The organism is Streptomyces novaecaesareae (genome assembly GCF_000716875.1).
In the GTDB taxonomy this organism is placed as follows: domain Bacteria; phylum Actinomycetota; class Actinomycetes; order Streptomycetales; family Streptomycetaceae; genus Kitasatospora; species Kitasatospora novaecaesareae.
Genome location: NZ_JNWQ01000064.1, coordinates 22395 through 48446 on the forward strand (window position 1 = coordinate 22395; position 26052 = coordinate 48446).

Here is a 26052-nt window from a genome sequence, read left to right on the forward strand (position 1 = left end):
ACGAGTGTCTGCCGGAAACGCGTCGGGTGCAGTCCGTCGGTGTGGTACGGAGAGCGTGACACGCCGCCACCGGGCGCGGCCCACGGGGCCGCCGCGGAGCCGACCGGAGGCCACGGGTGGAAGGGTGCCTCTGAACGTGACGACCGGACGGATATCCGACGCGTTCCCCGTCGGCGAGGACGCCGGGGACGACGAGCCCGAGGTACGTCGGCGCCGGGCGGCCCGGGCCCTGCAGGCGGTCGCCTTCGACACCATCGGGGCCGGGTACGGCGAGGCCTTCCCCGCCAAGGACGGGCAGCTGGCCTGCGGCCGGCGGCTGCTCACCGGGCTCGAACCCGGCGCCCGGGTGCTGGACGTGGGCTGCGGCACCGGCGAGCCGACCGTCCGCCAGCTCGTCCGGGGCGGGCTGCGGGTGACCGCCGTGGACCTCTCGGACGTGATGCTCACGCTGGCCCGGCAGGCCGCCTTCCCCGGCGACTTTCCGCCGGTGTTCCATCGGATCGACCTGTACGATCTGGCCACCGAGCGCGCCGGCCAGGTCTGGAACGCCCCCGGGCTCGGGCCGGACGGCCGCGGCACCTTCGCCGCCGTCACCGCGTTCTTCTCGCTGATCCTGCTGCCGCAGGACGAGGTCCCGACCGTCCTCGGGAGGCTGCGCGAACTCCTGCGGCCGGGCGGACTGCTGGCGCTGGGTATGGTCGAGGCGGACCTGGATCACGTTCCGCTTCCGTTCCTTGGCAGAGAGCTGCGGATCAGTGGGTATCTGAGGGAGGATCTGGAGCGGGTCCTGGTCGAGGCCGGTTTCGCCGTCGAGGAGTGCTCGGGGCATCCGTACGCGCCGGCCAGTACCACGCTGCCGCCGGAGGAACAGCTGTTCCTGTGCTGTCGACGCGTCGGCTGAGGGACACCGACGAACCGGCCGGCACCACGGCCCCCGCAACAGAACAGCTCACCGACCACACCGAATCCAGGACAGGCAGCCGTGCGCGACCAGCTCAAGACCGAGGCGGAACAGCCGCCCGCCGTCCCGGGCCAGCGCCGCCAGGTCCCGGCCCGGGCGCAGGCTCCGTCGACCGCGCGGCCGGAGCGCGCCGACGTGGCGGACCGTCTCGCCTACCTCGACTCGGCGACCCGGCGGATCAACAGCGCCCTCGACCTGGCCGCGACGCTGCGCAACATCGGACGGGTGCTGGTCCCGACGCTGGCCGACGCCGCCGTGATCCACCTGCGCGACCCGCTGCCCAACGTCGAACGCGAGCCCGGCTTCCCGGAGGAGCTGCGGATCCACCACAGCACCGGCACCCGGATCGGACGCCGCGGCCGCCCGGGCGGCTTCGACGACCGGCGCCGCTCCCGCTACGGCGCCCGGTCGACCGCCGACAGCGGCCCGGCCACCCCGGTCACCCGCGGCGGGGCGCTCGCGCACGCCCTGCTGAGCCGCCGCCCCGCCGAGGCGGCCGTCCTCGGCACCCCAGCCGCCGAGCGCACCGAGGTGCTGCTGCGCGAGCTGTACGGCACCCGCGGGGTGGCCCGGCTGGCCCCCGGCACCTCCGTCCTCGCCCTGCCGCTGCGCGGCCGCAAGGCCGTCCTCGGGCTGCTGGTGCTGATCCGCCGCCCTCCCGAACGCACCGGCCGCCCGGTCTTCGACGCCGCGGACACCGCGACCGCCGCGCACCTCGCCACCCAGGCCGGGCTGGCCGTGGACACCGCCCTCCGGTACGCCCGCGAGTGGGAGATAGCCAACGAACTCCAGCGCAGCATGCTGCCGTTGCGCCTCCCCCAGCCGCACGGCGTCCGGCTCGCCCAGCGCTACCTGCCGGGCGAGCGCGGCGCACAGGTCGGCGGCGACTGGTACGACGCCGTCCCGCTGCCCGGCAACCGGGTCGCCCTGATCGTCGGCGACGTGATGGGCCACTCGCTCACCTCGGCCGCCATCATGGGCCAACTGCGCACCAGCGCCCAGACCTTGGCCGCCCTCGACCTGCCGCCGCACGAGGTGCTCTACCACCTGGACGAGCAGGCCCAGCGGCTCGGCCGCGAACAGCACCTGGCCACCTGCGTGTACGCGGTCTACGACCCGATCGCCAACCGGGTGGTACTGGCCAACGCCGGGCACGTCCCGCCGGTGCTGGTCGGCCCGGACGGGACGGCCGAGCTGGTGGAGCTGGACTCCGGGGCACCGATCGGGGTCGGCGGGGTGGACTTCAACTCGGTGGAGCTGCCCGCGCCGCCCGGCTCGGCGCTGCTGCTGTTCACCGACGGCCTGGTGGAGACCCGCAGCCGCCCGATCAGCGACGGCCTCGAAGTGCTGCGCACCCGGATCGCCGCCGCCCGCTGGCAGTCCCCCGAGCAGCTGTGCCAGGAGGCGCTGCGGATCCTGCCGCCCGGCGACCGCGGCGACGACATCGCCCTGCTCGGCGCCTGCTTCGACGGCATCCCGGCAGGGGACGTCGCGCACTGGTACCTGCAGCCGCGCAACGAGACGCCGGGCCGGGCCCGCCGGCTGACGGCGCACACGCTGCGCCGGTGGGGGCTGGACGAGCTCAGCGAGGCCACCGAGCTGATGGTCAGCGAGCTGGTGACCAACGCCGTCCAGCACGCGACCCGGCCGGTCACCCTCAGCCTGGTGCGCACGACCCGGCTGCGCTGCGAGGTCGGCGACGACAGCCCGCTGCTGCCGCGCCCGCGCCGTACCGGGCCGGAGGACGAACGCGGGCGCGGGCTGCAGATAGTGGCCCGGTGCGCGGACCGCTGGGGAGCGACCCGGCTGGGCACCGGGAAGGTGGTCTGGTTCGAGCAGCGGCTGCCCGCCGGGAGCTGAGCGGGCGCCGGCGGGAGCTGAACGGGCTCCTGCTGGAGCTGTGCGGGTGCCTGCGAAACTGAGCGGGCGCCCGGCGGAAGGGTTCCACCGGACGCCCGCACGGGGTGTCAGACCCCGACCGGCTCCTTCGCGGGCTCCTCCGCCAGCCGCGCGATCAGCTGCTCGCCCTCCATGTCCACCTTGGGCACGACCTTCTCCAGCGGCTTCGGGAACCACCAGGCCGCCTTGCCGAACAGCGCCATCGCGGCCGGCACCAGTGCCATCCGCACCACGAAGGCGTCCACCAGCACGCCCACCGCGAGGGCGAAGCCGATCGGCTGGACGATCGGGTCGTGGCCGAAGACGAAGGCGCCGAACACCGAGACCATGATCAGCGCGGCCGCCGTCACCACCCGGGCGCCGCCCTTGACCCCGCCGACGACCGCCTCGCGCGGCGCCTTGCCGTGGACGTACTGCTCCTTCATCCCGGAGACCAGGAACAGCTCGTAGTCCATCGCCAGCCCGAACAGCACCCCGATCAGCAGGATCGGCACGAAGCTGACCACCGGGCCGACCTTCGGAACGTCGATCAGGCCGTCCAGCCAGCCCCACTGGTAGACCGCGACCACCGCGCCGAGCGAGGCCCCGATGCTGAGCAGGAAGCCCAGCACCGCCTTGAGCGGCACCAGCACCGAGCGGAAGGCCAGCGCGAGCAGCACCAGCGCGATGCCGACGATCACCGCGACGAACGGCGGCAGGGCCTGGCCGAGCTTGGTGGAGACGTCGATGTTGGCGGCCGTGGTGCCGGTGACGGCGATGTCGGCGCCGGTGGCCGACTTCAACTCGGCGCGCCGGTCGCGGATCTCGTTGACCAGCGTCCTGGTGTCCGGGTGGTCCGGGCCGGTCTGCGGGATGACGGGCACCAGGGCCGTCCGGCCGTCCTCGTCGAGCTGCGGCGGCAGCAGTGTCCGGACGCCCTTCAGGGTCTGCAGCTCGCCCGCCACGGCCTGTACCGCCTGCTCGGGCCGCGGCGCGCCGTGGGCGTCCACGACGACCACCAGCGGCGCGTTGAAGCCCGGCCCGAAACCGTCGCTGACCAGGTCGTACGCCTTGCGCGCGTCCGTCCCGACGGCCTGCGAGCCGCCGCCCGGCAGGCCGAGGTCCAGGCTCGCCGCGGGCACCGCCAGGGTGCCCAGCCCGGCCAGGCCGATGAGCAGGACGGGCAGCGGGCGGCGGACCACGAAGCGCGCCCAGCGCTCACCCATGGTGGTCCTGCCGTTGGTGCGCAGCGCCCGCTTCCAGACCGGCAGCCGGTCGATGGCGCGGCCGACGAAGCCCAGCACCGCGGGCAGCAGCGTGATCGCGACCAGGACGGCCACCACGACGGCGCCGGAGGCGGCCAGGCCCATCACCGTGAGGAACGGGACGCCCGCGACGGCGAGCCCGGCGAGCGCGACGACCACGGTCAGGCCGGCGAAGACGACGGCGCTGCCGGCGGTCGCGGTGGCACGGGCGGCGGCCTCCTCCGGTTCCAGGCCCTCGTCGAGGTGGCGGCGGTGGCGGAACAGGATGAACAGCGCGTAGTCGATGCCGACCGCGAGGCCGACCATCAGGGCCAGCACCGGCGCGGTGGTGATGATCTGGAAGGAGCCGGTGAGCGCCAGCAGTCCGGCCATCGACACCCCGACGCCGACCAGCGCGGTGAGCAGCGGCAGCCCGGCCGCGACCAGCGTGCCCAGGGTGATCACCAGCACCACCCCGGCCACCAGCAGGCCGATCGACTCGGAACCGCCTTCGATCTGGGCGAGCTTGTTGTAGGCGTCGCCGCCGAAGGCCACGTCCAGCCCGGCCGCGCGGGCAGGTTCGGCGGCCGCCCTGACCGCGTCGCGCTGCTGGTCGGTGATGTCGGCGAGCTTGTGGTCGAAGGAGACCAGGGCGATCGCGATCCGATGGTCCGGCGAGACCGCGCCGGTGGCGTACGGGTCGGGGACCGCGGCCACGCCGGGGACGTGGGCGATCCGGCCGACGGACTCGCCGACCGCCTTGGCCGCCTCGGGTGAGGCGATGCCGCCGGGGCCCCCGGCGGCGAAGACGACCTGGGCGGAGCCGTGGCCCTGGGCCGGGAAGGTGTCCTTGATCCGGTCCAGGGTCGCCTGCGCCTCGGTGCCGGGCACCTTGAACTCGTCGCTGGTCTTGCCGGCGAAGGCGCCCGCGGCCCCGCCGATCGCGATCAGCACGGCGATCCAGACGGCCAGCACGGCGCGGCGTCGCCGGAAGCAGAAGCGGCCCAGTCGGTACAGGTACGTGGCCATGGGCGGTCCCTCGGGGTCGGTCAGGGGCAGGTCTCGATCCACCGTACGCTCAAGTTTGTCGGGTGACAAAGTTGGCCGACCGAATCGACCAACCAAATCGACCGACCAGATCGCTCGACACAGTTCCCCGACCGTGGCGATACCCTGGCTGAATGGCTCATGTCCCCGCCTCCGAACGCCGCCCGCAACTGGTCCAGGCCGCACTCGACCTGATGACCAGAGAGGGAGTCGCGGCCGGCAGCACCCGCGCGATCGCGGCCGAGCTGGGCGTGGCCCAGGCGACGGTGCACTACACCTTCGGCACCAAGAAGGACCTCTACCGGGCCGTGGTGGAGCAGCTGACCGCCGAGGCCATCGGCCAGGTGCGCGCCGCCTCCCCCGGCGACGGCCCCTTCGGCGAGCAGGTCCGCACCCTGGTGCACGCGCTCTGGGACGCCACCACCGGCGAGGAGGGGCGCTGCGTGCTGCTCAGCGAGTTCGGGGTGCTGGCGATGCGCGACCCGGACGTGCAGGAGATCATGCTCGGGCTCCAGCGCGAGATCGAGGGCACCGCCGCCGAGATGCTCACCGCCCTCGCGGCCGCCCACGGGCTGGCCCTGGCCATGCCCGCCCGCGAGATCGCCGTCCACTTCCTCAGCGGCTTCGACGGCCTGACGGCCCGCCAGCTCGCCCTGCGCGGCGCCGGCGACCGGCCCGAGGCGGACACCCTGCGGGCGCTGGACCTGCTGGTCGCGACGACGGTCGGGCTCTGCCTGGGCGCCCCGGCCGCCCGCCCCGGGGCCGGCTGGCACGGGGAGCCGGGCCCGGCCTGAGCCGGGGCCGCGGCAAGACCGAACCGGGGCCGAAGCAGGCCCCAACCGGGCCCCAACCGGGGCCGCGGCAGGCCCGAGCCGGGACCGAGGTCAGGCCCCCGCGATCCGGACCGGCAGCTCCACCAGCACCTCGCGCAGCGCGGCCGCGAAGCGCTCGTACTCGGCGCCGCGGGCCGAGCCGGGGCGGACGGCCAGTCCGATCCGCCGGCCGGGCGCCGGATCGGCGAAGCGGACGGCGGCCAGCCGGTCGGTGCGCCCGGCCTCGACGTCCAGCGCGGTGGCGGGCAGCAGGGTGACTCCCAGCCCGCCGGCGACCAGCTGGACCAGGGTGGACAGGCCGGCCGCGCGGGTGGTCGAGCCCGCCGGGTCGGCGCCGACCTCGCGGCAGATGTCCAGCGCCTGGTCGCGCAGGCAGTGGCCCTCCTCCAGCAGCAGCACGTCCAGGTCGAGCAGCACGTCGCGCGGGACGTCGATCCGCCCGGCGAGCGGGTGGCCGGGCGGCGTGACCAGGACGAAGTCCTCGTCGAACAGCGGGATGTCCAGGGTCGGCGAGGACCCGCCGGCCGGGAGCGCCAGCAGCAGGACGTCCAGGCGTCCGGCGGCCAGGCCCTCCAGCAGCGAGGGGGTGCGTTCCTCGTGGACGTGCAGCTCCAGCTCGGGGAAGCGGTCGCGGACCAGCCGCAGCACGGTGGGCAGCAGGTAGGGCGCGACGGTCGGGATGACGCCGAGGTGCAGCGGCCCGGTGAACGGGCGGCGGGCGGCCTCGACCTCCTCGGTCAGGGCCTGCAGGGAGGCGAGCACCCGGCGGGCGTGCTGGTGCACGCGCTCCCCCAGAGGGGTGACAATCACCTTGCGCGTCGTACGCTCGACCAGCTGCGCACCCAGCGACTCCTCCAGCGCCGCGACGGCCCCGGAGAGCGCCGGCTGGCTGGTCCCGGTGGCGGCGGCGGCCTCCCGGAAGTGCCGGTGCTCGGCCACCGCGACGAAGGCGCGCAGCTGGGCGACCGTCGGGGTGCGCGGACTGCGTGTGGCACTCGCCACAGTCGGGTCGTTCCTGGCGGCGGCGCCCCTGCGGGAGCCCGGCCGCGACGTGGGGGATTCATTACTGATAGCAATCTCCGATCAGATACATCCAGTCTAGCTATTTCCCCGATCAGTCCACGATGTGGAATTGTGATGCGTGTCCGGAATCCGGACAAAGCTCCCCTCATCTCACTTCAGGAGAAGCGAACGTGCTCACGATCGGTGACAAGTTCCCCGAGTTCGACCTCAAGGCCTGTGTCGACCTGGACGCCGCGAGCGCCTTCGCTGACATCAACCACAAGTCCTACGAGGGCAAGTGGAAGATCGTCTTCTTCTGGCCGATGGACTTCACCTTCGTCTGCCCGACCGAGATCGCCGCATTCGGCAAGCTGAACGACGAGTTCGCCGACCGCGACGCCCAGATCCTCGGCGTCTCCGGCGACTCCGAGTTCGTGCACCACGCCTGGCGCAAGGACCACAAGGACCTGCGCGACCTGCCCTTCCCGATGCTGGCCGACGTCAAGCACGACCTGATGCGCGCCTGCGGCGTCGAGGGCGAGGACGGCACCGCCCAGCGCGCCGTCTTCATCGTCGACCCGAACAACGAGATCCAGTTCGTCATGGTCACCGCCGGCTCCGTCGGCCGTAACCCCAAGGAGGTCCTGCGGGTGCTGGACGCCCTGCAGACCGACGAGCTGTGCCCGTGCAACTGGACCAAGGGCGAGGACACCCTCGACGCCCAGGCCCTGCTGGCGGGCTGACCCATGGCCCTCGACGACCTGAAGGCCGCCCTCCCGGACTACGCCAAGGACCTCAAGCTCAACCTGGGCTCGGTCATCGGCAACTCCGACCTCCCCGCCCAGCAGCTCTGGGGCACCGTGCTGTCCTGCGCGATGGCCACCCGCAGCCCCGGTCTGCTGCGTGAGCTGGAGCCCGAGGCCAAGGCCAACCTCTCCCCCGAGGCGTACACCGCCGCCAAGGGCGCGGCCGCGATCATGGGGATGAACAACGTCTACTACCGGACGCTGCACCTGCTCTCCGACAAGGAGTACAGCACGATGCGGGCCGGTCTGCGGATGAACATCATCGGCACCCCGGGCGTCGAGAAGGTCGACTTCGAGCTCTGGTGCTTCGCGGTCTCGGCCATCAACGGCTGCGGCCAGTGCCTCGACTCGCACGAGGGCGTCCTGCGCAAGGCCGGCGTCGAGCGCGAGGTCATCCAGGCCTCGATGAAGATCGCCGCCGTCCTGCAGGCCGTGGCCGGCGTCCTCGACTCCGAGGCCGCCCTGGCCGCCGTCACCGTCTGACGCACCCGGCACCACCCCGGCGTTTTTCCCGCCCCCCTGCGTTTTCCCGCCCCCGGCGCGCCCGACTTCGCTACTCTGCGAGGCGATCCGTGCACGACATTCGGCCCGAGGGGGGAACCGCGATGTCCGACCAACCGTCATCCGGCTTCCGAGCGAGCCCCGACGAACTCCGGCAAACCGGCGGCGCAGCCGCCGAGACGGCATCCGGGATTCCCGGCGAACTCAAGGCCCTGGTCGAGGCCTCACACCAGTCCGTGGCCGGGATGCCCGGTCTCCGGTGCGCCACCGCCCTCGGCAACTGCACCGGCGCCTGGAACACCCTGTTGACCGACCTGCACACGACGATGAGCCGTCAGGGCCAGGGCCTCGTCGACGCGGCCAACGGCTACGGAAGCACGGACCGGCAGATCAGCACGGCGTTCGGCCCGGACACCCGCACGGCCGGCACCGGACCCACCGCGGCACAGCAGCAGAACTTCGTGCTGCACTTCGGTTAGGGAGAGCCGCGTGGACCTCGCCACCCTGCGCGACACCGACCTCACCCACCTGTACGCCGCGGCCGACGCCTACGACAGGCTTCACGGTTCCTTCGGGCAGCACGCGGAGAAGTGGAGCACCGGTGTCGACGGCCGGATCGCCGCCTCCGGCTGGTCCGGGTCCACCGCTGACGCGGCCCGCCCGGCCCTGCACCGCACCACGGGCGAACTGAAGGCCGCCCAGAGCGAAGTCGGCCAGATGGGCAGATCCATCCGAACCGGAGCGGACGCGCTGGCCATCGCCCAGTCCACGCTGCGCAAGGCGCTGGCCGACGTGCAGACCGCCGGGATGTCCGTCGACGACCGTGGCGCCGTCTCCTGGCCCCCGGGGAGCTACGCCGACCAGCACGATCCGGAGTACGAGAAGGGCTGTGAACGGACCGCCAGGCAGCTGGCCGGCCGCATCGCGACGGCGCTCGCCGAGGCCGACACCGTCGACCAGGCCCTCGCGGCCCGGCTCCAGCACTACACCGGACGTGCCCAGGACGGCAGTGGCCTCGACCCGACCGCTGCCGTCGGCGACCAGCTCGACACGAGCCTCATCCCGGACAACCTGCTGCTCGGCTCCGTCCCGAAGCAGGACGCGTCGCCGACCGAGGTCAACGCCTGGTGGAACGGACTCCCCGCCGACAAGCAGCAGTGGCTGATCAAGGAGCACCCGGATCTGGTCGGCAACCGCGACGGCATCCCCGCGGTCGCCCGGGACCAGGCCAATCGGATCATCCTGCCCAGGCTCATCGCCGAGTACGAGAAGGGCGGCCACGCGTCCGACCCGAACGAAGCGCTCAAGCTGAACGGGTTCCGGAGCATCGCCCAGCGGCTGCGCGACTCGGCGGGGAAGGAGCCCCCCGTCCTCCTGCTCGGCGTCGGGGGTGAAGGGCAGGGCCGCGGCATCATCTCCTTCGGCAATCCCGACACCGCGGACGACGTCACCTCGCTGGTCGGCGGCCTCGGGACGGAACTGCAGCGCATCGGCGGCGGCGACGGCACCCGGGCGAAGGCCGTGTACGACGCGGCCAGACGCGCCGACCCGACGCGGTCGACGGCGTCGATCGCCTGGCTGGGCTACGACGCGCCGCTCTCCGCCGCAGGAACCGTCGACCTCAGCCGCGCCCAGGGCGGGGTCGACGCCTACCGCAGGTTCCTCGAAGGTCAGCGCGCCTCGCACCAGGGGCAGCCGGCCCATGTGACCGCGCAGGGGCACAGCTTCGGTTCGCTTCTGGTCGGCCTCGCGGCGAGGAAGCCGACCGGGCTGGCGGCCGACGACATCATCCTGGTCGGCAGCCCCGGTACCGACGCGTTCCACGCCTCGGAGTTCTCGGTGGGTGCCGACCACACCTACGTCGGCGCCGCCGGATGGGACTACGTCTCCCATGCCGGCTGGTACACCAGGGACCCGGCGAGCACCGAGTTCGGTGCCCAGCGCTTCGCCGTGGACGTCGGGTCCGCGAATGGCACCGCGCACTCGTCCTACTGGGACGACGGGCCCGACGACGACCACACCTCGGTCGACAACATCGGAAGGATCGTCAGCGGCCACGGCAGCCGGATTACGAAGGCGGCCGGGCGCCGTGACTGACACCGGTCCCGATCAACGCCCGGCCCGTCTCGCGCCCGGGTGGATGTGCGCCCCGGGCCAGCTGCTCGCGCGGGCCGCCCGATGAGCGATCGGCGGCAGCCGCAGGGCGGCGGGTGGTGGATGGTGCTCGTCACCGTCTGGTGGGCGGTGATCTGCCTCGTGGCGGTCGTCTGGATGGTGCTGGCGACGGAGGACCGGCCGCGGAACGGGTTCTACGCGCTGGTGTGGGTGGTGGTGCTGCCCTGGGGCGGGCCGGCGCTGGGAGCCCGGCTGACCCGGGGGGTGCTGAGGCGGACATTGCTGCGGCCTTCGCACTGGGCGGCACGGGAGGCCCTGATCGCGACCGGCGCGCTGGTGGGGCTGGCGATCGCGGCGGCCCTTGCCGCCGTAGTGTCCGCCCTTCGCTAGTCTGCGGCCGGAGCGGCCGAGGCTGCCGACGTAGCCGAGGCGGGCTGCGCCGCCGCCGGTCGGCCGGCCGCGGTGCGTTCGGCGGCCTCGCGGGCGGCTTCGAGGGCGGTGAAGACGGCCTGGCCCGCCTCGTTGCGGCGGCGCAGGTGGGTGATCACGGTGTTGGTGACGGCGATCAGCGGGACGGCGACGACCGCGCCGCCGATGCCGCCGATGATGCCGCCGGCCGCGACGCCGAGGACCACGCCCAGCGGGTGCACCCGGACGGCCCGGCCGAGGATCAGCGGCTGCAGGATGTGGCTCTCGACCTGCATCACCGCGACCAGCACCACCAGCACCATCAGCGCCGTCCACGGCCCCTGGGTGACCAGCGCGATCAGCACCGCGACGGTCCCGGTGACCAGCGCGCCGACCAGCGGGACGAAGGCGCCCAGGAAGATGATCACGGCCAGCGGCATCGCCAGCGGCACGCCGAGCAGGTCGATGCCGATCCCGATGCAGACCGCGTCGATGAAGGCCACGCAGACGGTGCCGCGCACGTAGGCGGTGAGCGTGGCCCAGGCCTTCGGGCCGGCGCCGGCCATCGCGAAGCGGGAGTGCCGGGGCAGCCCGCGCAGCGCCCAGTTCCAGATCCGCTCGCCGTCGTAGAGGAAGAAGAAGGTGGTGAAGAAGGTCATCAGCACCGCGGTCAGGATCTCGACGGCGATCTGCGCGCCGGTGATCGAGGCCGAGGTGAGCTGGTCGGTGTTGGTGGTGATCGCCTTGGTGATCTGGTTGGCGAAGTCGGTGATCTGCTGCTGGGTCAGGTGCAGCGGCCCGGTGACCAGCCAGTCCTTCAGCTGGTTCACACCGGTCTTGACCTGGTTGGTGACGTCGGTCAGGTTGGTGGTCACCTGCCAGACCACGAACCAGCCGACCAGCCCGATCCCGGCCAGGCCGCTCAGGAACACCCCGCCCGCCGCCAGCGAGCGCGGCGCCCGGTGCCGGCGCAGCCAGGACACCGAGGGCTCCAGCAGCGCGGTGATCAGCAGCGAGGCCAGCACCGAGAAGGCGACCAGCCGCAGCATGTCGACCACGTAGAAGAGGACGTAGAGCGCGGCGCCGAGCAGCAGCAGCCGCCAGGTCGACTCGGCGGCCACCCGCAGCCCCCACGGCACCGCCTCGGCGGGGGTGGCGGGCCGACCGGGGTGGTAGTCCCGTCCGAGCCCGGCGTGCGCGGCGGGTGCGGCCGGGGTGTGCGCGGCAGACGCGGGGGTCTCGGCGACCGCGGCGACCGCGGAGCCGGTCGGCACCACCTGCGCCGGAGCCGGATCGGTCCGCGGGACCGGGACCGGGACCGAGCCGGGTGCCTCCGCCAGTGCCGGCACGTGCCCGTCGGCGTGCAGGGGGACGGCGAGTTCGTGCGGGTCGGCCGCCATCGCGGCGCGCCGGCGCCGTTCGATCACGGCGGCCGCGCTCGCCACCACGGCCATGCCCTTGGCCACGGCCTTGAAGGCCTTTCCGCCCCGCGCCATCCTCGCTACCACCGCTCCCCGGCCCGACCCGCCGTGCCCGGCGGTACGCCGCGGGCTCCTGCCGCGGCCGTCAGGGATGACGCTACCCGGCGTCGACGCGGCGAGTCCGGCCGCCGGTGGGTTCGACTCGAACAACCCACCCCAGTAATTCGGACAAATAGCAATGATCCCGATGGTTTCGGATGTACCTCGCTGGGGAGGACTCGGGACGAGACCCCGGGGACGGCACCGTCGGCCCCAGGGCCCGACATCCCGACGAGCCATCCTCAGAGCCATCCGCCGGCGGACCGGCCGGTGCGGGAAGCCACCAGGACCCCTTCCTGCGCCCCGCGTCCGCAACCGGGACCGCACCGCCCGAGAGCGCACTGGTCAGCGCAGCCCGGGCGGCGCGGGCCCACCCTCGCCGAGCGGCACCCCGAGCAGAAGGCCCGACCAGAAGGCCCGGGAGTCCGGCAGCCCGGGAAGCGCGAAGGCCCCCGGTCACCCGCCCCGAGAGGGGCGAGCGGCCGGGGGCCGTACGCGGAGTGCGCCGCGGAGCGGCACCCGCTCCTAGTACCAGTTGTGGGCCTGCCAGAACGACCACGCGCCACAGGGGCTGCCGTAGCGGCTGTTCATGTAGTCGAGGCCCCACTTGATCTGGGTGGAGGGGTTGGTGCGCCAGTCGGCGCCCGCGGAGGCCATCTTGGAGCCCGGCAGGGCCTGGACCAGGCCGTACGCGCCGGAGCTCTTGTTGGTCGCCGTGTAGTCCCAGCCGCTCTCGCGCTTCACGATCTGGCTGAAGCACTGGAACTGCGCGTCGTTGCCGACGATCTGCCGGGCGATGTCCTGGACGGAGCCGGGGCTGACCGAGACGGGCGGCGTGCTGCTGTCGACCGCGGTCATCGCCGACCGGGCCTTGGACCGGTTGGCGGCCTCGGTGGCCTTGCGCGCGTCATCGGCGGCCTTGGCGTCGGCGTCGGCCTTGGCCTGGGCGTCGGCCTTCGCCTGGGCGTCCGCGGCGGCCTTCTGGCGCGCGGCCTCCTCGGCGGCCTTCTGCTCCGCGGCGGCCTTGGCGGCGGCGTCGGCGGAAGCCTGCTGCGCGGTCGCCTGCTGGCCGATGTTGTCACTGATGGTCTGCGCCTGGGCGCCAGAGGGGACTTCGGCAAGCAGGGTCGCGCCGGCGACGTCGACCGTCTGCGTCGTCTTGCCCTCGCTGCCCGAGGCCATGCCCACGACGGCACCGACAGCGGTGACGGCGGTGGCGGAGGCCACAGCGACTCCCCGGACCGAGATCCGAGTCACATGGATTCCTTCCAGCATCGCCCACGCGTGACCGTGCGGGCGCAACATGCCCCTTGGCACGGACCTCCGCACGGTGCTCTGGTCACGGGAGGTGCTGGCCCGACGTCCGGCCGAGGTGAGGCGACCGGGCGTTGGAATCGGGCGGCGTACGGCTCATCGGTGTTCAATTGTGCGTCCACCGACCGGAGTTGGTGGACCTTCCCGGGCCTGACTTCCGGAGTCCGGAAGCCCTGCCGCGCCGTACGCGGGGCCTGACAGAACCCTCACCATGCCGCACCGGGCACGGTCGACGCAATTCCCATCCGCGTGGCGCATGTCACATTCACCGCACGGGAGTTCCCCGGACAGAAAGCACTCGATGTGATGAAACGGATGGGGCCCGCTCCGTCAGGAACGGGCCCCCGGTCATGAGTTGACCGTATTGTCCGACTATGCCCCGATCAGGGACGGATCACGGGTGGATGTCCTCCAGCATCTCCGTGACCAGCGCCGCGATCGGCGAACGCTCCGAGCGCGTGAGCGTGATGTGGGCGAACAGCGGATGCCCCTTCAACTTCTCCACCACCGCCACCACACCGTCGTAGCGGCCCACCCGGAGGTTGTCCCGCTGCGCCACGTCGTGGGTGAGCACCACCCGCGAGCCCTGGCCGATCCTGGAGAGCACCGTCAGCAGGACGTTCCGCTCCAGCGACTGCGCCTCGTCCACGATCACGAAGGCGTCGTGCAGCGAGCGCCCCCGGATGTGGGTCAGCGGCAGCACCTCCAGCATCCCCCGGGAGATGACCTCCTCGATCACGTCCGGCGTGGTGACCGCCGAGAGGGTGTCGAAGACCGCCTGCGCCCAGGGGCCCATCTTCTCCGCCTCGGAGCCCGGCAGGTAGCCGAGCTCCTGGCCGCCGACCGCGTACAGCGGCCGGAAGACCATCACCTTGCGGTGCTGCCTCCGCTCCAGCACCGCTTCCAGACCCGCGCACAGCGCCAGCGCCGACTTTCCCGTACCGGCCCGGCCGCCCATCGAGACGATGCCGATGTCCGGGTCGAGCAGCAGGTCCAGCGCCACCCGCTGCTCGGCGCTGCGCCCGCGCAGCCCGAACGCCTCGCGCTCGCCCCGCACCAGCCGGACCCGCCCGTCGCCGGTGACCCGGCCGAGCGCCCGGCCGCGCTCCGAGGTGAGCACCAGTCCGGTGTGGACCGGCAGCTCGTCGGCCCCCTCGACCTCCACCGCGGCGTCGTGGCCGGCCGAGAACAGCGCGTCCACCCGGTCGGCGGGGACGTGCAGCTCGGACATGCCCGTCCACCCGGAGGTGATCGCGAGCTCGGCCCGGTACTCCTCGGCGAGCAGGCCCACCGAGCTGGCCTTGATCCGCAGCGGGAGGTCCTTGGACACGACGGTGACGTCGTAGCCCTCGGCCTGCAGGTTGCGGGCGACCGCCAGGATCCGGGTGTCCGCCTCACCGCCGGCCCGGTAGCCGACCGGCAGTATCGACACGTCGGAGTGGTTGAGCTCGACCCGGATGCTGCCGCCGAGCTCGCCGACCGGGATCGGCTCGTCGAGCCGGCCGTACCGGATGCGGTAGTCGTCGAGCAGGCGCAGCGCCTGGCGGGCGAAGTAGCCCAGCTCCGGGTGGTGCCGCTTGGCCTCCAGCTCGGTGACGACCACCACCGGGAGGACGACCTCGTGCTCCTCGAATCGGGTCATGGCGAGCGGGTCCGCCAGGAGCACGCTGGTGTCGAGAACGTACGTGCGCCGGTCTGGTGTCCGGCGGCTCTTGGAACTGACCACTAGGCCTCCAGAGCGGATGACCCTGCGTCATCCGCGGCAAGCCGGCCCCGCTGCCCCGGTGGCCTCGGAACCGGACTGACTGGAGTATTCCCAGGCGGGGGGTGGTGCATTCGCGCCCCCGGAGAACTGACGGATCATTGCCGGTGAACGTTTGGCCTCGTGCGCGCTCCGGGTACGCCAGCCCTACGGCGGTCACTTCACCGGCCGGCCGGTCCGAAGGCGGGGCCCTACAGGCCCAATCGCCGGTTCCGCTGCTCGAACGCGCGCAGGGCGCGCAGGAAGTCGACCTTGCGGAAGGCCGGCCAGTACGCCTCGCAGAAGTAGAACTCGCTGTGCGCGCTCTGCCAGAGCAGGAAGCCGGACAGCCGCTGCTCGCCCGAGGTGCGGATGATCAGGTCCGGGTCGGGCTGGTTGCGGGTGTAGAGGTGCTCGGAGATGTGCTCGACGGTGAGGATCTCGGCCAGCTCCTCGATCGAGGTGCCGCGCCCGGCCTGCTCCTGGAGCAGGGAGCGGACGGCGTCGGCGATCTCGTGCCGACCGCCGTAGCCGACCGCGACGTTGACGGTGATGCCGTCGATGTCGGCGGTCTCCTCCGCGGCGCGCTTGAGCACGTCGGCGGTGTGCTGCGGGAGCAGGTCCAGCGCGCCGACGGGGTGGACCTTCCAGCGGCGGGCGGCGGCCAGGCCGGTGACGGCGTCCTCGATGATGCCGAGCAGCGGCACGAGCTCGTCGGCCGGGCGGTCCAGGTTGTCGGTGGAGAGCATCCAGAGGGTGACGACCTTGACGTGGGTCTCGTCGCACCAGCCGAGGAACTCGGTGATCTTGTCGGCGCCGCGCTGGTGTCCGTACGCGGTGGAGCCGCCGGCGGCCTTGGCCCAGCGGCGGTTGCCGTCCAGGATCACGCCGATGTGGTGCGGGGTGCGCGCGAGGTGGACCTCGACCCGGCGGCCGTAGAGCCCGTACATCCCGCCCAGCAGGGTGCGCAGCCCCGGCGTCCGTTCGGCGACATCGCGCAGACCCATGTTCCGGACCCCTCCGTGCTCGTTCAGCTGGTGCGTCACCGCCCCGGCGCAGCCTACTCCGGCGCGCAGGCGCACGGTAAAGCCGCAGGTAGCGGTCTGGTCACGGTCCTGTACGAAGTCTGTCGCGACGGGCGTGTCGGGGGTCTCGGGGCGCCGCCCGGGGGCGGTTCGGCGGTCGTCCGGGGGTGCCGACGGCGCGGACACGGAACGGTCTCCGAATCCTTAACGGAACCGTAAGCCGTCCGTCCGATGCTTGACGGCCAGCAATGGTCTAGTCCAGCTTTTGATCCGGGACGGAACGATCCTCCTCCGGCCCTCCCCCGCCGGCTTTTCACCGACGCAACACCCTCCTCGCCTCCGGTCGCTCTGAACCCGAAGCCGACGGGAGCCCTCCCCCACACGCGGCCGCCGCGCCCCCCACCGCGGCGGCCGCTCCTCCCCCAGGAGCGTCACCCCATGGCCCGTACGCTGAACCAGCCCTCCCACAAGCGCCGGCGCAGCCCCCTCCCGGCCGTCGCGGCCGGTGCCACCGCCCTCGCCCTGGCCGGCGGCGGCCTCGCCCTCTTCGCCGGCGGCGCCGGCGCGGCGGTCGGCAACCTCCTCACCAACGGCGGCTTCGACAGCGGACTGGGCGGCTGGAGCTGTACCGGCGCCGCGGCCGCCGTCTCCTCGCCGGTCCACTCCGGCACCGGCGCGCTGCAGGCCACCCCGGGCGCCGGCGACACCGCCGAGTGCTCCCAGACCATCAGCGTGCTGCCCAACTCCAGCTACACGCTGAGCGCGTGGGTCCAGGGCCCGTACGTCTACCTCGGTGCGCGCGGCACCGGCGGCACCGACCCGTCCACCTGGTCGAACCAGAACAGCTGGAACCAGCTGTCCACCACCTTCACCACCGGGGCGAACGCCACCAGCGTCACCGTCTACCTGCACGGCTGGTACGGCCAGAGCGCCTACCTCGCCGACGACGTCACGCTGGTCGGCCCCGGCGGCACGGGCACCCCGCCGCCCACCGCGACCCCCACCCCCACGCCGACCGCGACGGCCACCGCCTCCCCCACGGCGACCGCGACGCCCACCCAGACCGCGACGCCGACCCCCACCCCGACCGGCACCACCCCGCCGGCCACCGGCCTGCCCGCGCACGTGGTCACCGGTTACTGGCAGAACTTCGACAACGGCTCGACCCCGCAGCGCCTCGGCGACGTCCAGAGCGCGTACGACATCATCGCGGTCTCCTTCGCCGACGCCGTGCCGACCCAGACCGGCGCGATCGGCTTCACCCTGGACCCGGGCCTGTCCAAGGCGCTCGGCGGCTACACCGACGCCCAGTTCCGCGCCGACATCAAGGCCAAGCAGGCGGCAGGCAAGAAGGTCGTCCTCTCCATCGGCGGCCAGAACGGCGCGATCACCGTCGGGGACGCCACGGCCGGCGCCAACTTCGCCAACAGCGCCTACGCGATCATCAAGGACTACGGCTTCGACGGCATCGACGTCGACCTGGAGAACGGCGTCCAGGCCGGCCCGCTCGGCGACGCCCTGCACACCCTGCAGGCCAAGGTCGGCTCCGGCTTCGTCCTGACCATGGCGCCCGAGACCATCGGGATGTACAGCACCGCCGGCGCCTACTTCCAACTGGCGCTGAGGACCAAGGACATCCTGACCGTCGTCAACACCCAGTTCTACAACTCGGGCGGTATGAACGGCTGCGACGGCAAGGTCTACAACCAGGGCACCATCGACTTCATCACCTCGCAGGTCTGCACCCACATCCAGGGCGGCCTGCGGCCCGACCAGGTCGGCATCGGCGTGCCGGCCTCGGCCAAGGCGGCGGGCGGCGGCTACGTCTCGCCGACCGTGGTGAACAACGCGCTGGACTGCCTCGCCACCGGCAACAACTGCGGCAGCTTCGTCCCGCCGGCCAAGTGGCCCACCATCCGCGGCGCGATGACCTGGTCCACCAACTGGGACGCCAACAACGGCAACGCGTTCTCGGGCGCGGTCGGCCCGTTCGTCCACACGATGCCCTGAGGCCTCAACCCCCTCCGGCGCGCCGCTCCTTGAGGGTGGGGCCCGCGCGCCGACGGCGGGGCCCGTCGCACCGCTCCGGTACCTGTCTCTTATACACATCTCCGAGCCCACGAGACAGGCAGGCGGCGAACAGCCCGCCGAGCGCCACCGACCAGCCGTACCAGCCGAGCAGTCCGCCCAGCGCGAACCCGAGCGGAGAGTCCCCGGGGCCCAACGCGCGCGCCCAGACGGCCAGTTCGAGCAGCGCCCCGACCGCGAGCGCCACCAGCAGGCAGCGCAGCAGCACCCCGGGGCGTCCGTCGGCCAGGGCCGCCACCCCCAGTAGTACGGCCACTCCGGCGAGCAGCGCCAGGTTCAGCAGGTGCGGCAGGCGGCGCACCCGCCCGTCCACGAAGCCGAGCACCACGCCGAGCAGGCCCGCCCAGGCCAGGGCCATGACCTGCGGCCCGTCCGCCGCGTACGCCACCGCGAGGGCGACCGCCGCCGCGACCGCCTCCACCGTCCCGGCGCCGGCGCCGAGGCGCCCCCGGCAGCCCGGGCAGCGCCCCGTCGGCGCCAGCAACCGCACCGCGCGCCCGCACAACGGGCAGGCCCCGCACCAGGGTTCACCCTCGGGCACGGCGAAGTAGGCGATCAGCCCGCGCAACGGCGGAGCCACCAGGAGACCGACCAGCACCGCCGCGGCCACGACCGGTACCACCGGCGCACCCCCTCCTCGATCCGACGCACCGGCCACATCCTCCCGTGCCCGGCCCGCCCGGCGGTGTGCCCTCCGTCTCGTTCCGAACACGATCGAGCCCGCATTCCTCGTGTACGGGAGCATTCCGGGACATCCGGCCGCCGGTTTGAAAGGCGGCCGAACGCCCCCGCCTGCCGATCCAAGGGGGTCGCTGCGGGCGCTTTCACCCGCGCCCCAGGACACCCGACGCGGGGCCCCGTCGTACCCCTAAAGTAGGCAGGCATGCAGGTCATCCAGTCCAGCAAGCTCGCCAATGTCTGCTACGACATCCGCGGCCCGGTACTCGACGAGGCGATGCGGCTGGAGGAACAGGGCCACCGCATCCTCAAGCTCAACACCGGCAACCCGGCCACCTTCGGCTTCGAGGCGCCCCCGGAGATCCTCCAGGACATCCTGCGCAACCTCGCGAACGCGCACGGCTACGGCGACTCCAAGGGCCTGCTCTCCGCCCGCCGCGCGGTGGTCATGCACTACGAGGACCGCGGGCTGCACGGCCTCTCCGTCGACGACGTCTTCCTCGGCAACGGCGTCTCCGAGCTGATCCAACTGGCGATGACCGCGCTGCTGGACGACGGCGACGAGGTGCTCGTCCCGGCCCCGGACTACCCGCTGTGGACCGCCTCGGTCTCGCTGGCCGGCGGCACCGCGGTGCACTACCGCTGCGACGAGCAGTCCGAGTGGTACCCGGACCTCGCCGACATCGAAGCCAAGGTCACCGACCGGACCAGGGCCATCGTGGTGATCAACCCGAACAACCCGACCGGCGCGGTCTACCCGCGCCCGGTGCTGGAGGGCATCGTCGAGATCGCCCGCCGGCACAAGCTGGTGGTCTACGCCGACGAGATCTACGACAAGATCCTCTACGACGACGCCGAGCACGTCCCGCTGGCCACCCTGGCCCCGGACCTCTTCTGCGTCACCTTCAACGGGCTGTCCAAGGCGTACCGCGTCGCGGGCTTCCGCTCCGGCTGGATGGTGCTGTCCGGCGACCGGCAGCGGGCCCACAGCTACATCGAGGGCCTCACCGTGCTCGCCTCGATGCGCCTGTGCGCCAACATGCCCGCCCAGCACGCGGTGGCCGCCGCGCTCGGCGGCCGGCAGTCGATCCGCGACCTGGTGCTCCCCGGCGGGCGGCTGCTCGCCTCCCGCGACGCCGCGTACCGACTGCTCAACGAGATCCCCGGGGTCAGCTGCGTCAAGCCCAAGGGCGCGCTGTACGCGTTCCCGCGGCTGGACCCGAAGGTCTACAAGATCAAGGACGACGCGCAGATGGTCCTCGACCTGCTGCGCTCCCAGCGCATCCTGCTGGTCCAGGGCACCGGCTTCAACTGGCCCGAGCCGGACCACTTCCGCCTGGTCACCCTGCCGCGCGCCGAGGAGGTCACCGACGCCGTGACCCGCATCGGCGAGTTCCTCGACGGCTACACCCAGCCGTGAACCCCCGGTGACCCCCGGCTCCTCCACCGGAGGGGAAGGGCACGGGGAAAGGCGCGGGGAAAGGCATTACGGCCGGAGTCCCGGCCCGGACGATCTCCTTGGTCGGGGAAAGATCGTCCGGCGGAACTCCGGCCGTCCTGTCGCTCGGCGGGGCGCTCGGTTCGTGCCGCGCGACCGCCTCTCGCTCGGTTGAGGCTCAGGCTCAGCCGAGGCGCGCGACCAGGCTCCGGTACTCGTCCCACAGCTCCTTCGGGGTGTGGTCGCCGAAGGTCTCCAGGTGGGCCGGCACGAGGGCGGCCTCCTGGCGCCAGATGTCGGCGTCCACGGTGAAGAGCAGGTCGAGGTCCTCCTGGGACAGCTTCAGGTCGCCGAGGTCGAAGCCCTCGACGGTCGGCAGCACGCCGATCGGGGTCTCGACGCCCTCGCCGGTGCCCTCCAGGCGCTCGACGATCCACTTGAGCACGCGGCTGTTCTCGCCGTAGCCGGGCCAGACGAACTTGCCCTCGGCGTTCTTGCGGAACCAGTTGACGTAGTAGATCTTCGGCAGCTTGGCGGCGTCCGCCTGGGCGCCGACCTTCAGCCAGTGGGCGAAGTAGTCGCCCATGTTGTAGCCGCAGAACGGCAGCATCGCGAACGGGTCGCGGCGCAGCTCGCCCACGGTTCCCTCGGCGGCGGCGGTCTTCTCGGAGGCGATGTTGGCGCCGAGGAAGACGCCGTGCTGCCAGTCGAAGGACTCGGTCACCAGCGGGACGGCGGTGGCGCGGCGGCCGCCGAACAGGATCGCCGAGATCGGCACGCCCGCCGGGTCCTCCCACTCGGGGGCGATGGTCGGGCACTGCGCGGCCGGGACGGCGAAGCGGGCGTTCGGGTGGGCGGCCGGGGTGCCGGACTCGGGGGTCCAGTCGTTGCCGCGCCAGTCGGTCAGGTGCGCCGGGGGCTCCTCGGTGAGGCCCTCCCACCACACGTCGCCGTCGTCGGTGAGGGCGACGTTGGTGAAGACGGTGTTGCCCCAGAGGGTGTCGATGGCGTTGGCGTTGGTGTCCACGCCGGTGCCGGGCGCGACGCCGAAGAAGCCGGCCTCGGGGTTGATGGCGTACAGGCGGCCGTCGGCGCCGAAGCGCATCCAGGCGATGTCGTCGCCGATCGTCTCGACCTTCCAGCCCGGGACGGTCGGCTGGAGCATGGCCAGGTTGGTCTTGCCGCAGGCCGACGGGAAGGCGGCCGCGACGTACTTGGCCTCGCCGGACGGCGGGGTGAGCTTCAGGATGAGCATGTGCTCGGCCAGCCAGCCCTCGTCGCGGGCCATGGTCGAGGCGATGCGCAGCGCGTAGCACTTCTTGCCGAGCAGGGCGTTGCCGCCGTAGCCCGAGCCGAAGGACCAGATCTCCTTGGTCTCCGGGAAGTGCGAGATGTACTTGGTGCTGTTGCAGGGCCACGGCACGTCCGCCTCGCCCTCGGCGAGCGGGGCACCGACGGTGTGGACGGCCTTGACGAAGTCGCCGTCCTCGCCGAGCTGGTCGAGCACGGCCCGGCCCATGCGGGTCATCACGCGCATCGACACCGCGACGTAGGCGGAGTCGGTGATCTCGACGCCGTACGCGGCCAGCGGGGACCCGACCGGGCCCATCGAGAAGGGCACGACGTACATCGTGCGGCCCTTCATCGCGCCGCGGAACAGGCCCTGTTCGCCCTGGAAGACCTCCCGCATCTCGGCGGGGGCCTTCCAGTTGTTGGTCGGGCCGGCGTCCTTCTCCTGCTCGGAGCAGATGTAGGTGCGGTCCTCCACGCGCGCCACGTCCGTCGGGTCCGAGGCGGCGTAGTAGGAGTTGGGGCGCTTCTCCTCGTCGAGTTTCTTGAAGGTGCCCTGATCCACCAGCAGGTCCGCGAGGCGCTGGTACTCCTCGTCGGAACCGTCGCACCACTCGATGCGGTCCGGCTGGGTGAGCTCAGCGATCTCGCTCACCCAAGCGAGCAGCTGCTTGTGGCGGGTGGGCGCGGATGCGCTGAGAGCAGAGATCTCGTACGACACGATCGCTCCGTTTCACGCCATCTCGGCGAGGAGATGGCGTTGCGGGGGTCTGAGGGTGCTTGCAGCGTAGCTCCGGGCTCAAGCCCGGAACGCTGCACAGCGTCGAAATTGACGCATCTTTTACGACAGTAAGTATGATTACTTGCAGGTAACAGGCCGCCGACATCCCGGCCGGAGTGCGCGGCGCCACACTTCAAATGCTCCAAAACGTCCAAGAGTGACGAGCGCCACTTCCTTACGCGCCAGTAACCTACGGATCCGTAGGTAGCCCGGTAGCATGCTGCGCATGACTGCTGCTGCGCTCGCCGAGAGCCTCGCGGAGGACCCTGCCCGCACCAGGGAGAGCAAGCCGAAGTGGCGCGGCTGGCTGCACGCCGGGATGTTCCCCGCCACCGTGGCCGCCGGGATCGTGCTGATCTGCCTGGCCGACTCCACGCCCGCCAAGATCGCCTGCGCGATCTACTCGGTCAGCGCCTGGCTGCTGTTCGGAGTCAGCGCGGTGTACCACCGCTTCACCTGGGGCCCGCGCGGCGACGCCGTCCTGCGCCGGCTGGACCACGCGAACATCTTCCTGATCATCGCGGGCACCTACACGCCGTTCACCATGCTGCTGCTCAAGGGCGCGGACCAGCAGCTGCTGCTCTGGGCGGTGTGGGGCGGCGCGCTCGCCGGAGTGGCGTTCCGGGTGTTCTGGGTCGGCGCGCCGCGCTGGCTGTACACACCGGTGTACATAGCGCTGGGCTGGGCCGCCGCGTTCTTCCTGCCGGACTTCCTGCACACCGGCGGCGTCGCCGTCCTGGTGCTGATGATCGTCGGCGGGGTGCTCTACAGCGTCGGCGGCGTGGTGTACGGGCTCAAGCGGCCCGATCCCTCACCGCGCTGGTTCGGGTTCCACGAGGTGTTCCACGCCTTCACCCTCGGGGCGTTCATCGTGCAGTACGTCGGCGTCTCACTGGTGGCGTACAGCACGGCCGGCTGAACCCGGCGCACCACGACGGGCGGTCGAACGGTCCACGGACCGGGCGGCCGCCCGTTCCGCCGTCCAGGGCCGCTCGTACGGCGCCCGGACCTGCGGGTGGCACGCGTACGGCGAGTGGTCCGCCGCGCCGGGCTCCGACTGCGGGGCGGAGTCGGGGTGCTCCCGGCAGCCCGGGTGCTCGTCGTACTCGTCGTACTCGTCATGCTCGTCATGCTCGTCGTACGCGTCGTACGCATCGTGCTCCCGGTGCCCCGGGGAGGCCGCCGACGCCTCCGGCCGCACCGCACCGGCGAAGGCGCCGCGCGCCTGCCGAGCGTCCAGCGCCTCGCGGGCCCGGCGGCAGCGCTCGCAGTGCGCGGCGTCCGGGATGCCGCGGCGCGGACGGTGCCGGGCCCGCGGCGGGCGGCCGTGCAGCGCGCGCCAGCGGCGGCCGACGTAGACCATCAGCAGCACGGTCTCGACCCCGGCGACCGCCAGGACCAGCGGGGCTCCGTTGATCAGATAGGCCGCGACCACGGCCAGCGCGGAGGCCACCACCGCCGCCGCGCCCCACACCTGGGCACTCGCCTGCCTGTCGTCCGTGTCGGCCACTTCGGCTCCCCTTTCCCGGTGCCGGGCTCGTGGTCGGCTCCTGCCGCCCCACCCCTTCTCCGCTCTCGGCACACGTCGGCCAGCACTGACCGATTGCCACATGGTATCTACCGACAGTCACTCCCCACTGCCCCCGGGCGGCGAACGACAGATCAACGTTGCGTCAATTCCTCGTGCGGAAACAGCACTTCCAGGACACATCACGGAGCGTGACCGACCGGGGACCGGCCCATCATGTTGACGGCTTCCATCTTTTGAGAGTTACTGTCATTTGAGAGAGACTTTCTCAGAAGATCCCCTGGAGGTCACCGTGCCCACCGCTTCGCCCACTCCCGCCGGCACCGCCGCCGAGGCCGCCACAGCCGCCACGGCCGCCGACCGGCGCCGCTGGCTCGCCCTGGTCGCCGTCGCCCTGAGCGTGCTGGTGATCAGCTTCGACATGACGATCCTCAACGTCGCCCTGCCCACACTGGCCGCACAGTTACAGGCCGGCACCGGCCAGCAGCAGTGGATCGTCGACGCCTACACCGTCGTCTTCGCCGCCGCGATGCTCCCCGCCGGACTGCTGGGCGACCGGTTCGGCCGCCGCCGCACGCTCACCGTCGGCCTCGCGCTGTTCGGCCTCGCCTCCGCCGTCGGCATGCTCACCGGCTCCCCCACCACCCTGATCGCCGCCCGCGCCGGAATGGGCCTGGCCGGCGCGCTGGTGATGCCGATGTCCCTCGCGGTGATCCCCGGCCTCTTCCCGCCCGCCGAACAGCGCCGGGCCACCGCCATCCTGGCCGCCGCCCTCTCCGCCGGCGCCCCGCTCGGGCCACTGATCGGCGGCTTCCTGCTCCAGCACTTCTGGTGGGGTTCGATCTTCGCGATCAACATCCCGCTGACCGCGATCGGCATCGTCGCCTGCGTCCTGCTGCTGCCGGAGAGCCGCAACCCCGCCGCGCCCCGGATCGACCTGCTCGCCACCGCACTCGCCGCCACCGGACTGAGCGCACTCACCTACGGCATCATCGAGGGCTCCGAACGCGGCTGGACCGACCCGCTGGTGCTCGCCACCCTCGCCGGCTCGCTGCTCGCCCTCACCGTCCTGGTGCTGCGCAGCCGGCGGCAGCGCGATCCGATGCTCGACCTCGCGCTGCTCGCCGACCCGACCTTCCGCTGGTCCTCCGCCGCGGCGACGCTGATCTCCTTCGTCCTGTTCGGCGCCTTCTTCGTCCTGCCGCCCTACTTCCAGAGCGTGCTCGGCACCGACGCGCTCGGCAGCGGGCTGCGGCTGATGCCGATGATGCTCGGGCTGATCCTCGCCGCCAGGCTCACCGACCCGCTGGTCGGCCGGCTCGGCGCCCGTACGGTGATCGCCCTCGGCCTCGCCCTGCTCGCCGCCGCCCTGCTGTTCGGCAGCCGTACCGGCGCCGGAGACGGCTACGGGCGGGCCGCGGTCTGGCTCGCCGTGCTCGGCGTCGGCATGGGCCTGTCGCTGATCACCGCGCAGGCCTCCGCACTGGCCACCCTGCCGCCGGCCCGGGCCGGGGTCGGCTCCGGGCTGCTGCAGACACTGCGGCAGGTCGGCGGCGCGCTGGGCATCGCCGCCTTCGGCAGCCTGCTGTCCGGCGCGTACCGCGGCGCGCTGGACACCGGCGGACTCCCGGCCGGGGCCGCGCACCGGGCCGGGGAGTCGGTGGTCGCCGCCGACGCCGTCGCCCGGGCCGGGGGCGGGCCCGCCCTCAGCGCCTCCGCGCACGCCGCGTACACGCACGGGATGGGGGTGGTCCTGCTGGTCGCCGGCCTGGTCGCGGTGCTCTCGGCGGTGCTGGTCGCGGCACGGATGCCGGGCGACACCCCGGCCGCCACCGGGGATCGCGGATAATCGGA

General features: G+C 72.5%; 21 protein-coding genes. 12 read left to right on the forward strand and 9 right to left on the reverse strand.

Annotation, left to right across the window (positions count from 1 at the left end; all coding sequences use genetic code 11):
* Positions 1 to 136 precede the first annotated feature (136 nt).
* A complete protein-coding gene (locus OP86_RS22970; protein ID WP_234434999.1) occupies positions 137 to 901 on the forward strand; it encodes a class I SAM-dependent methyltransferase in 765 nt (254 codons plus the stop codon).
* An 81-nt stretch (positions 902 to 982) separates the two neighbouring features.
* On the forward strand, positions 983 to 2821 hold the full coding sequence (locus OP86_RS33030) for an ATP-binding SpoIIE family protein phosphatase (protein WP_106973490.1): 1839 nt from the start codon (positions 983 to 985) through the stop codon (positions 2819 to 2821).
* Between the two features lie 107 nt (positions 2822 to 2928).
* On the opposite strand, the gene OP86_RS22980 is transcribed toward OP86_RS33030, so the two are convergent.
* Positions 2929 to 5112, reverse strand: a complete 2184-nt coding sequence (locus OP86_RS22980; RefSeq protein ID WP_030258546.1) for an MMPL family transporter — start codon at positions 5110 to 5112, stop codon at positions 2929 to 2931.
* Between the two features lie 152 nt (positions 5113 to 5264).
* Here OP86_RS22980 and OP86_RS22985 point away from each other — a divergent pair, with 152 nt between their 5' ends.
* Positions 5265 to 5924 (forward strand): TetR/AcrR family transcriptional regulator, encoded by a 660-nt coding sequence (locus OP86_RS22985; protein WP_051830446.1) that lies wholly within the window; start codon positions 5265 to 5267, stop codon positions 5922 to 5924.
* Between the two features lie 90 nt (positions 5925 to 6014).
* Here OP86_RS22985 and OP86_RS22990 read toward each other — a convergent pair whose 3' ends face one another.
* On the reverse strand, positions 6015 to 6965 hold the full coding sequence (locus OP86_RS22990; protein WP_030258543.1) for a LysR substrate-binding domain-containing protein: 951 nt from the start codon (positions 6963 to 6965) through the stop codon (positions 6015 to 6017).
* Positions 6966 to 7156: 191 nt separating this feature from the next.
* On the opposite strand from OP86_RS22990, the gene OP86_RS22995 reads away from it, so the two are divergent.
* From OP86_RS22995 to OP86_RS23015, 5 genes are all read left to right on the forward strand, one after another.
* Positions 7157 to 7708 (forward strand): peroxiredoxin, encoded by a 552-nt coding sequence (locus OP86_RS22995; protein ID WP_030055356.1) that lies wholly within the window; start codon positions 7157 to 7159, stop codon positions 7706 to 7708.
* Between the two features lie 3 nt (positions 7709 to 7711).
* A complete protein-coding gene (locus OP86_RS23000; protein ID WP_030055357.1) occupies positions 7712 to 8254 on the forward strand; it encodes an alkyl hydroperoxide reductase in 543 nt (180 codons plus the stop codon).
* Positions 8255 to 8376: 122 nt separating this feature from the next.
* Complete coding sequence (locus OP86_RS23005) at positions 8377 to 8751, forward strand: hypothetical protein (protein WP_030055358.1); 375 nt, start codon at positions 8377 to 8379, stop codon at positions 8749 to 8751.
* A 10-nt stretch (positions 8752 to 8761) separates the two neighbouring features.
* Entirely contained in the window at positions 8762 to 10369 is a 1608-nt protein-coding gene (locus tag OP86_RS36845) for an alpha/beta hydrolase (RefSeq protein WP_030055359.1), read from the forward strand.
* Between the two features lie 81 nt (positions 10370 to 10450).
* Entirely contained in the window at positions 10451 to 10777 is a 327-nt protein-coding gene (locus OP86_RS23015) for a hypothetical protein (protein WP_030258540.1), read from the forward strand.
* On the opposite strand, the gene OP86_RS23020 is transcribed toward OP86_RS23015, so the two are convergent.
* From OP86_RS23020 to OP86_RS23035, 4 genes are all read right to left on the reverse strand, one after another.
* Positions 10774 to 12291, reverse strand: coding sequence for an AI-2E family transporter (locus tag OP86_RS23020; protein WP_063832434.1), 1518 nt, complete (start codon positions 12289 to 12291; stop codon positions 10774 to 10776). The two genes, OP86_RS23015 and OP86_RS23020, sit on opposite strands and share 4 nt — an antisense overlap.
* Positions 12292 to 12840: 549 nt before the next feature.
* Entirely contained in the window at positions 12841 to 13572 is a 732-nt protein-coding gene (locus OP86_RS23025) for a lytic transglycosylase domain-containing protein (RefSeq protein WP_030258536.1), read from the reverse strand.
* A gap of 451 nt (positions 13573 to 14023) precedes the next feature.
* Complete coding sequence (gene phoH2 / locus OP86_RS23030; protein WP_030258534.1) at positions 14024 to 15355, reverse strand: RNA 5'-3' helicase PhoH2; 1332 nt, start codon at positions 15353 to 15355, stop codon at positions 14024 to 14026.
* 227 nt (positions 15356 to 15582) lie between these two features.
* Complete coding sequence (locus OP86_RS23035; RefSeq protein WP_199815205.1) at positions 15583 to 16377, reverse strand: isoprenyl transferase; 795 nt, start codon at positions 16375 to 16377, stop codon at positions 15583 to 15585.
* A 456-nt stretch (positions 16378 to 16833) separates the two neighbouring features.
* Between OP86_RS23035 and OP86_RS23040 the strand changes: the two genes are divergently transcribed.
* Positions 16834 to 18405: a chitinase gene (locus OP86_RS23040; RefSeq protein WP_030055367.1), complete on the forward strand. Its 1572-nt coding sequence runs from the start codon at positions 16834 to 16836 to the stop codon at positions 18403 to 18405.
* A gap of 4 nt (positions 18406 to 18409) precedes the next feature.
* Here OP86_RS23040 and OP86_RS23045 read toward each other — a convergent pair whose 3' ends face one another.
* A complete protein-coding gene (locus OP86_RS23045; RefSeq protein ID WP_051830447.1) occupies positions 18410 to 19105 on the reverse strand; it encodes a hypothetical protein in 696 nt (231 codons plus the stop codon).
* 261 nt (positions 19106 to 19366) lie between these two features.
* Here OP86_RS23045 and OP86_RS23050 point away from each other — a divergent pair, with 261 nt between their 5' ends.
* Positions 19367 to 20581 (forward strand): pyridoxal phosphate-dependent aminotransferase, encoded by a 1215-nt coding sequence (locus tag OP86_RS23050; RefSeq protein WP_030055369.1) that lies wholly within the window; start codon positions 19367 to 19369, stop codon positions 20579 to 20581.
* Between the two features lie 202 nt (positions 20582 to 20783).
* On the opposite strand, the gene OP86_RS23055 is transcribed toward OP86_RS23050, so the two are convergent.
* Positions 20784 to 22610 (reverse strand): phosphoenolpyruvate carboxykinase (GTP), encoded by a 1827-nt coding sequence (locus tag OP86_RS23055; RefSeq protein WP_030258528.1) that lies wholly within the window; start codon positions 22608 to 22610, stop codon positions 20784 to 20786.
* Between the two features lie 286 nt (positions 22611 to 22896).
* Between OP86_RS23055 and trhA the strand changes: the two genes are divergently transcribed.
* Positions 22897 to 23589, forward strand: a complete 693-nt coding sequence (trhA, locus tag OP86_RS23060) for a PAQR family membrane homeostasis protein TrhA (protein ID WP_030055370.1) — start codon at positions 22897 to 22899, stop codon at positions 23587 to 23589.
* Here the strand turns inward: trhA and OP86_RS23065 are convergent.
* Positions 23560 to 24180 carry a hypothetical protein gene (locus tag OP86_RS23065; RefSeq protein WP_030055371.1) on the reverse strand — a complete coding sequence of 207 codons (621 nt, stop codon included), beginning with the start codon at positions 24178 to 24180 and terminating at the stop codon, positions 23560 to 23562. The genes trhA and OP86_RS23065 overlap by 30 nt on opposite strands.
* A gap of 310 nt (positions 24181 to 24490) precedes the next feature.
* Between OP86_RS23065 and OP86_RS23070 the strand changes: the two genes are divergently transcribed.
* The gene (locus OP86_RS23070) at positions 24491 to 26047 is read left to right on the forward strand and encodes an MFS transporter (RefSeq protein ID WP_234434998.1); all 1557 of its coding nucleotides are present in this window, start codon (positions 24491 to 24493) and stop codon (positions 26045 to 26047) included.
* The last annotated feature ends 5 nt before the right edge of the window (positions 26048 to 26052 follow it).

Coding starts and splice junctions, on each gene's coding strand:
- trhA (WP_030055370.1), top strand. CDS start 22,897: ATGACTGCTGCTGCGCTCGCCGAGAGCCTCGCGGAGGACCCTGCCCGC.
- OP86_RS23005 (WP_030055358.1), top strand. CDS start 8,377: ATGTCCGACCAACCGTCATCCGGCTTCCGAGCGAGCCCCGACGAACTC.
- OP86_RS23040 (WP_030055367.1), top strand. CDS start 16,834: ATGGCCCGTACGCTGAACCAGCCCTCCCACAAGCGCCGGCGCAGCCCC.
- OP86_RS23035 (WP_199815205.1), bottom strand. CDS start 16,377: ATGGGTCTGCGCGATGTCGCCGAACGGACGCCGGGGCTGCGCACCCTG.
- OP86_RS22985 (WP_051830446.1), top strand. CDS start 5,265: ATGGCTCATGTCCCCGCCTCCGAACGCCGCCCGCAACTGGTCCAGGCC.
- OP86_RS23000 (WP_030055357.1), top strand. CDS start 7,712: ATGGCCCTCGACGACCTGAAGGCCGCCCTCCCGGACTACGCCAAGGAC.
- OP86_RS23050 (WP_030055369.1), top strand. CDS start 19,367: ATGCAGGTCATCCAGTCCAGCAAGCTCGCCAATGTCTGCTACGACATC.
- OP86_RS23020 (WP_063832434.1), bottom strand. CDS start 12,291: ATGGCGCGGGGCGGAAAGGCCTTCAAGGCCGTGGCCAAGGGCATGGCC.
- OP86_RS22980 (WP_030258546.1), bottom strand. CDS start 5,112: ATGGCCACGTACCTGTACCGACTGGGCCGCTTCTGCTTCCGGCGACGC.
- OP86_RS23015 (WP_030258540.1), top strand. CDS start 10,451: ATGAGCGATCGGCGGCAGCCGCAGGGCGGCGGGTGGTGGATGGTGCTC.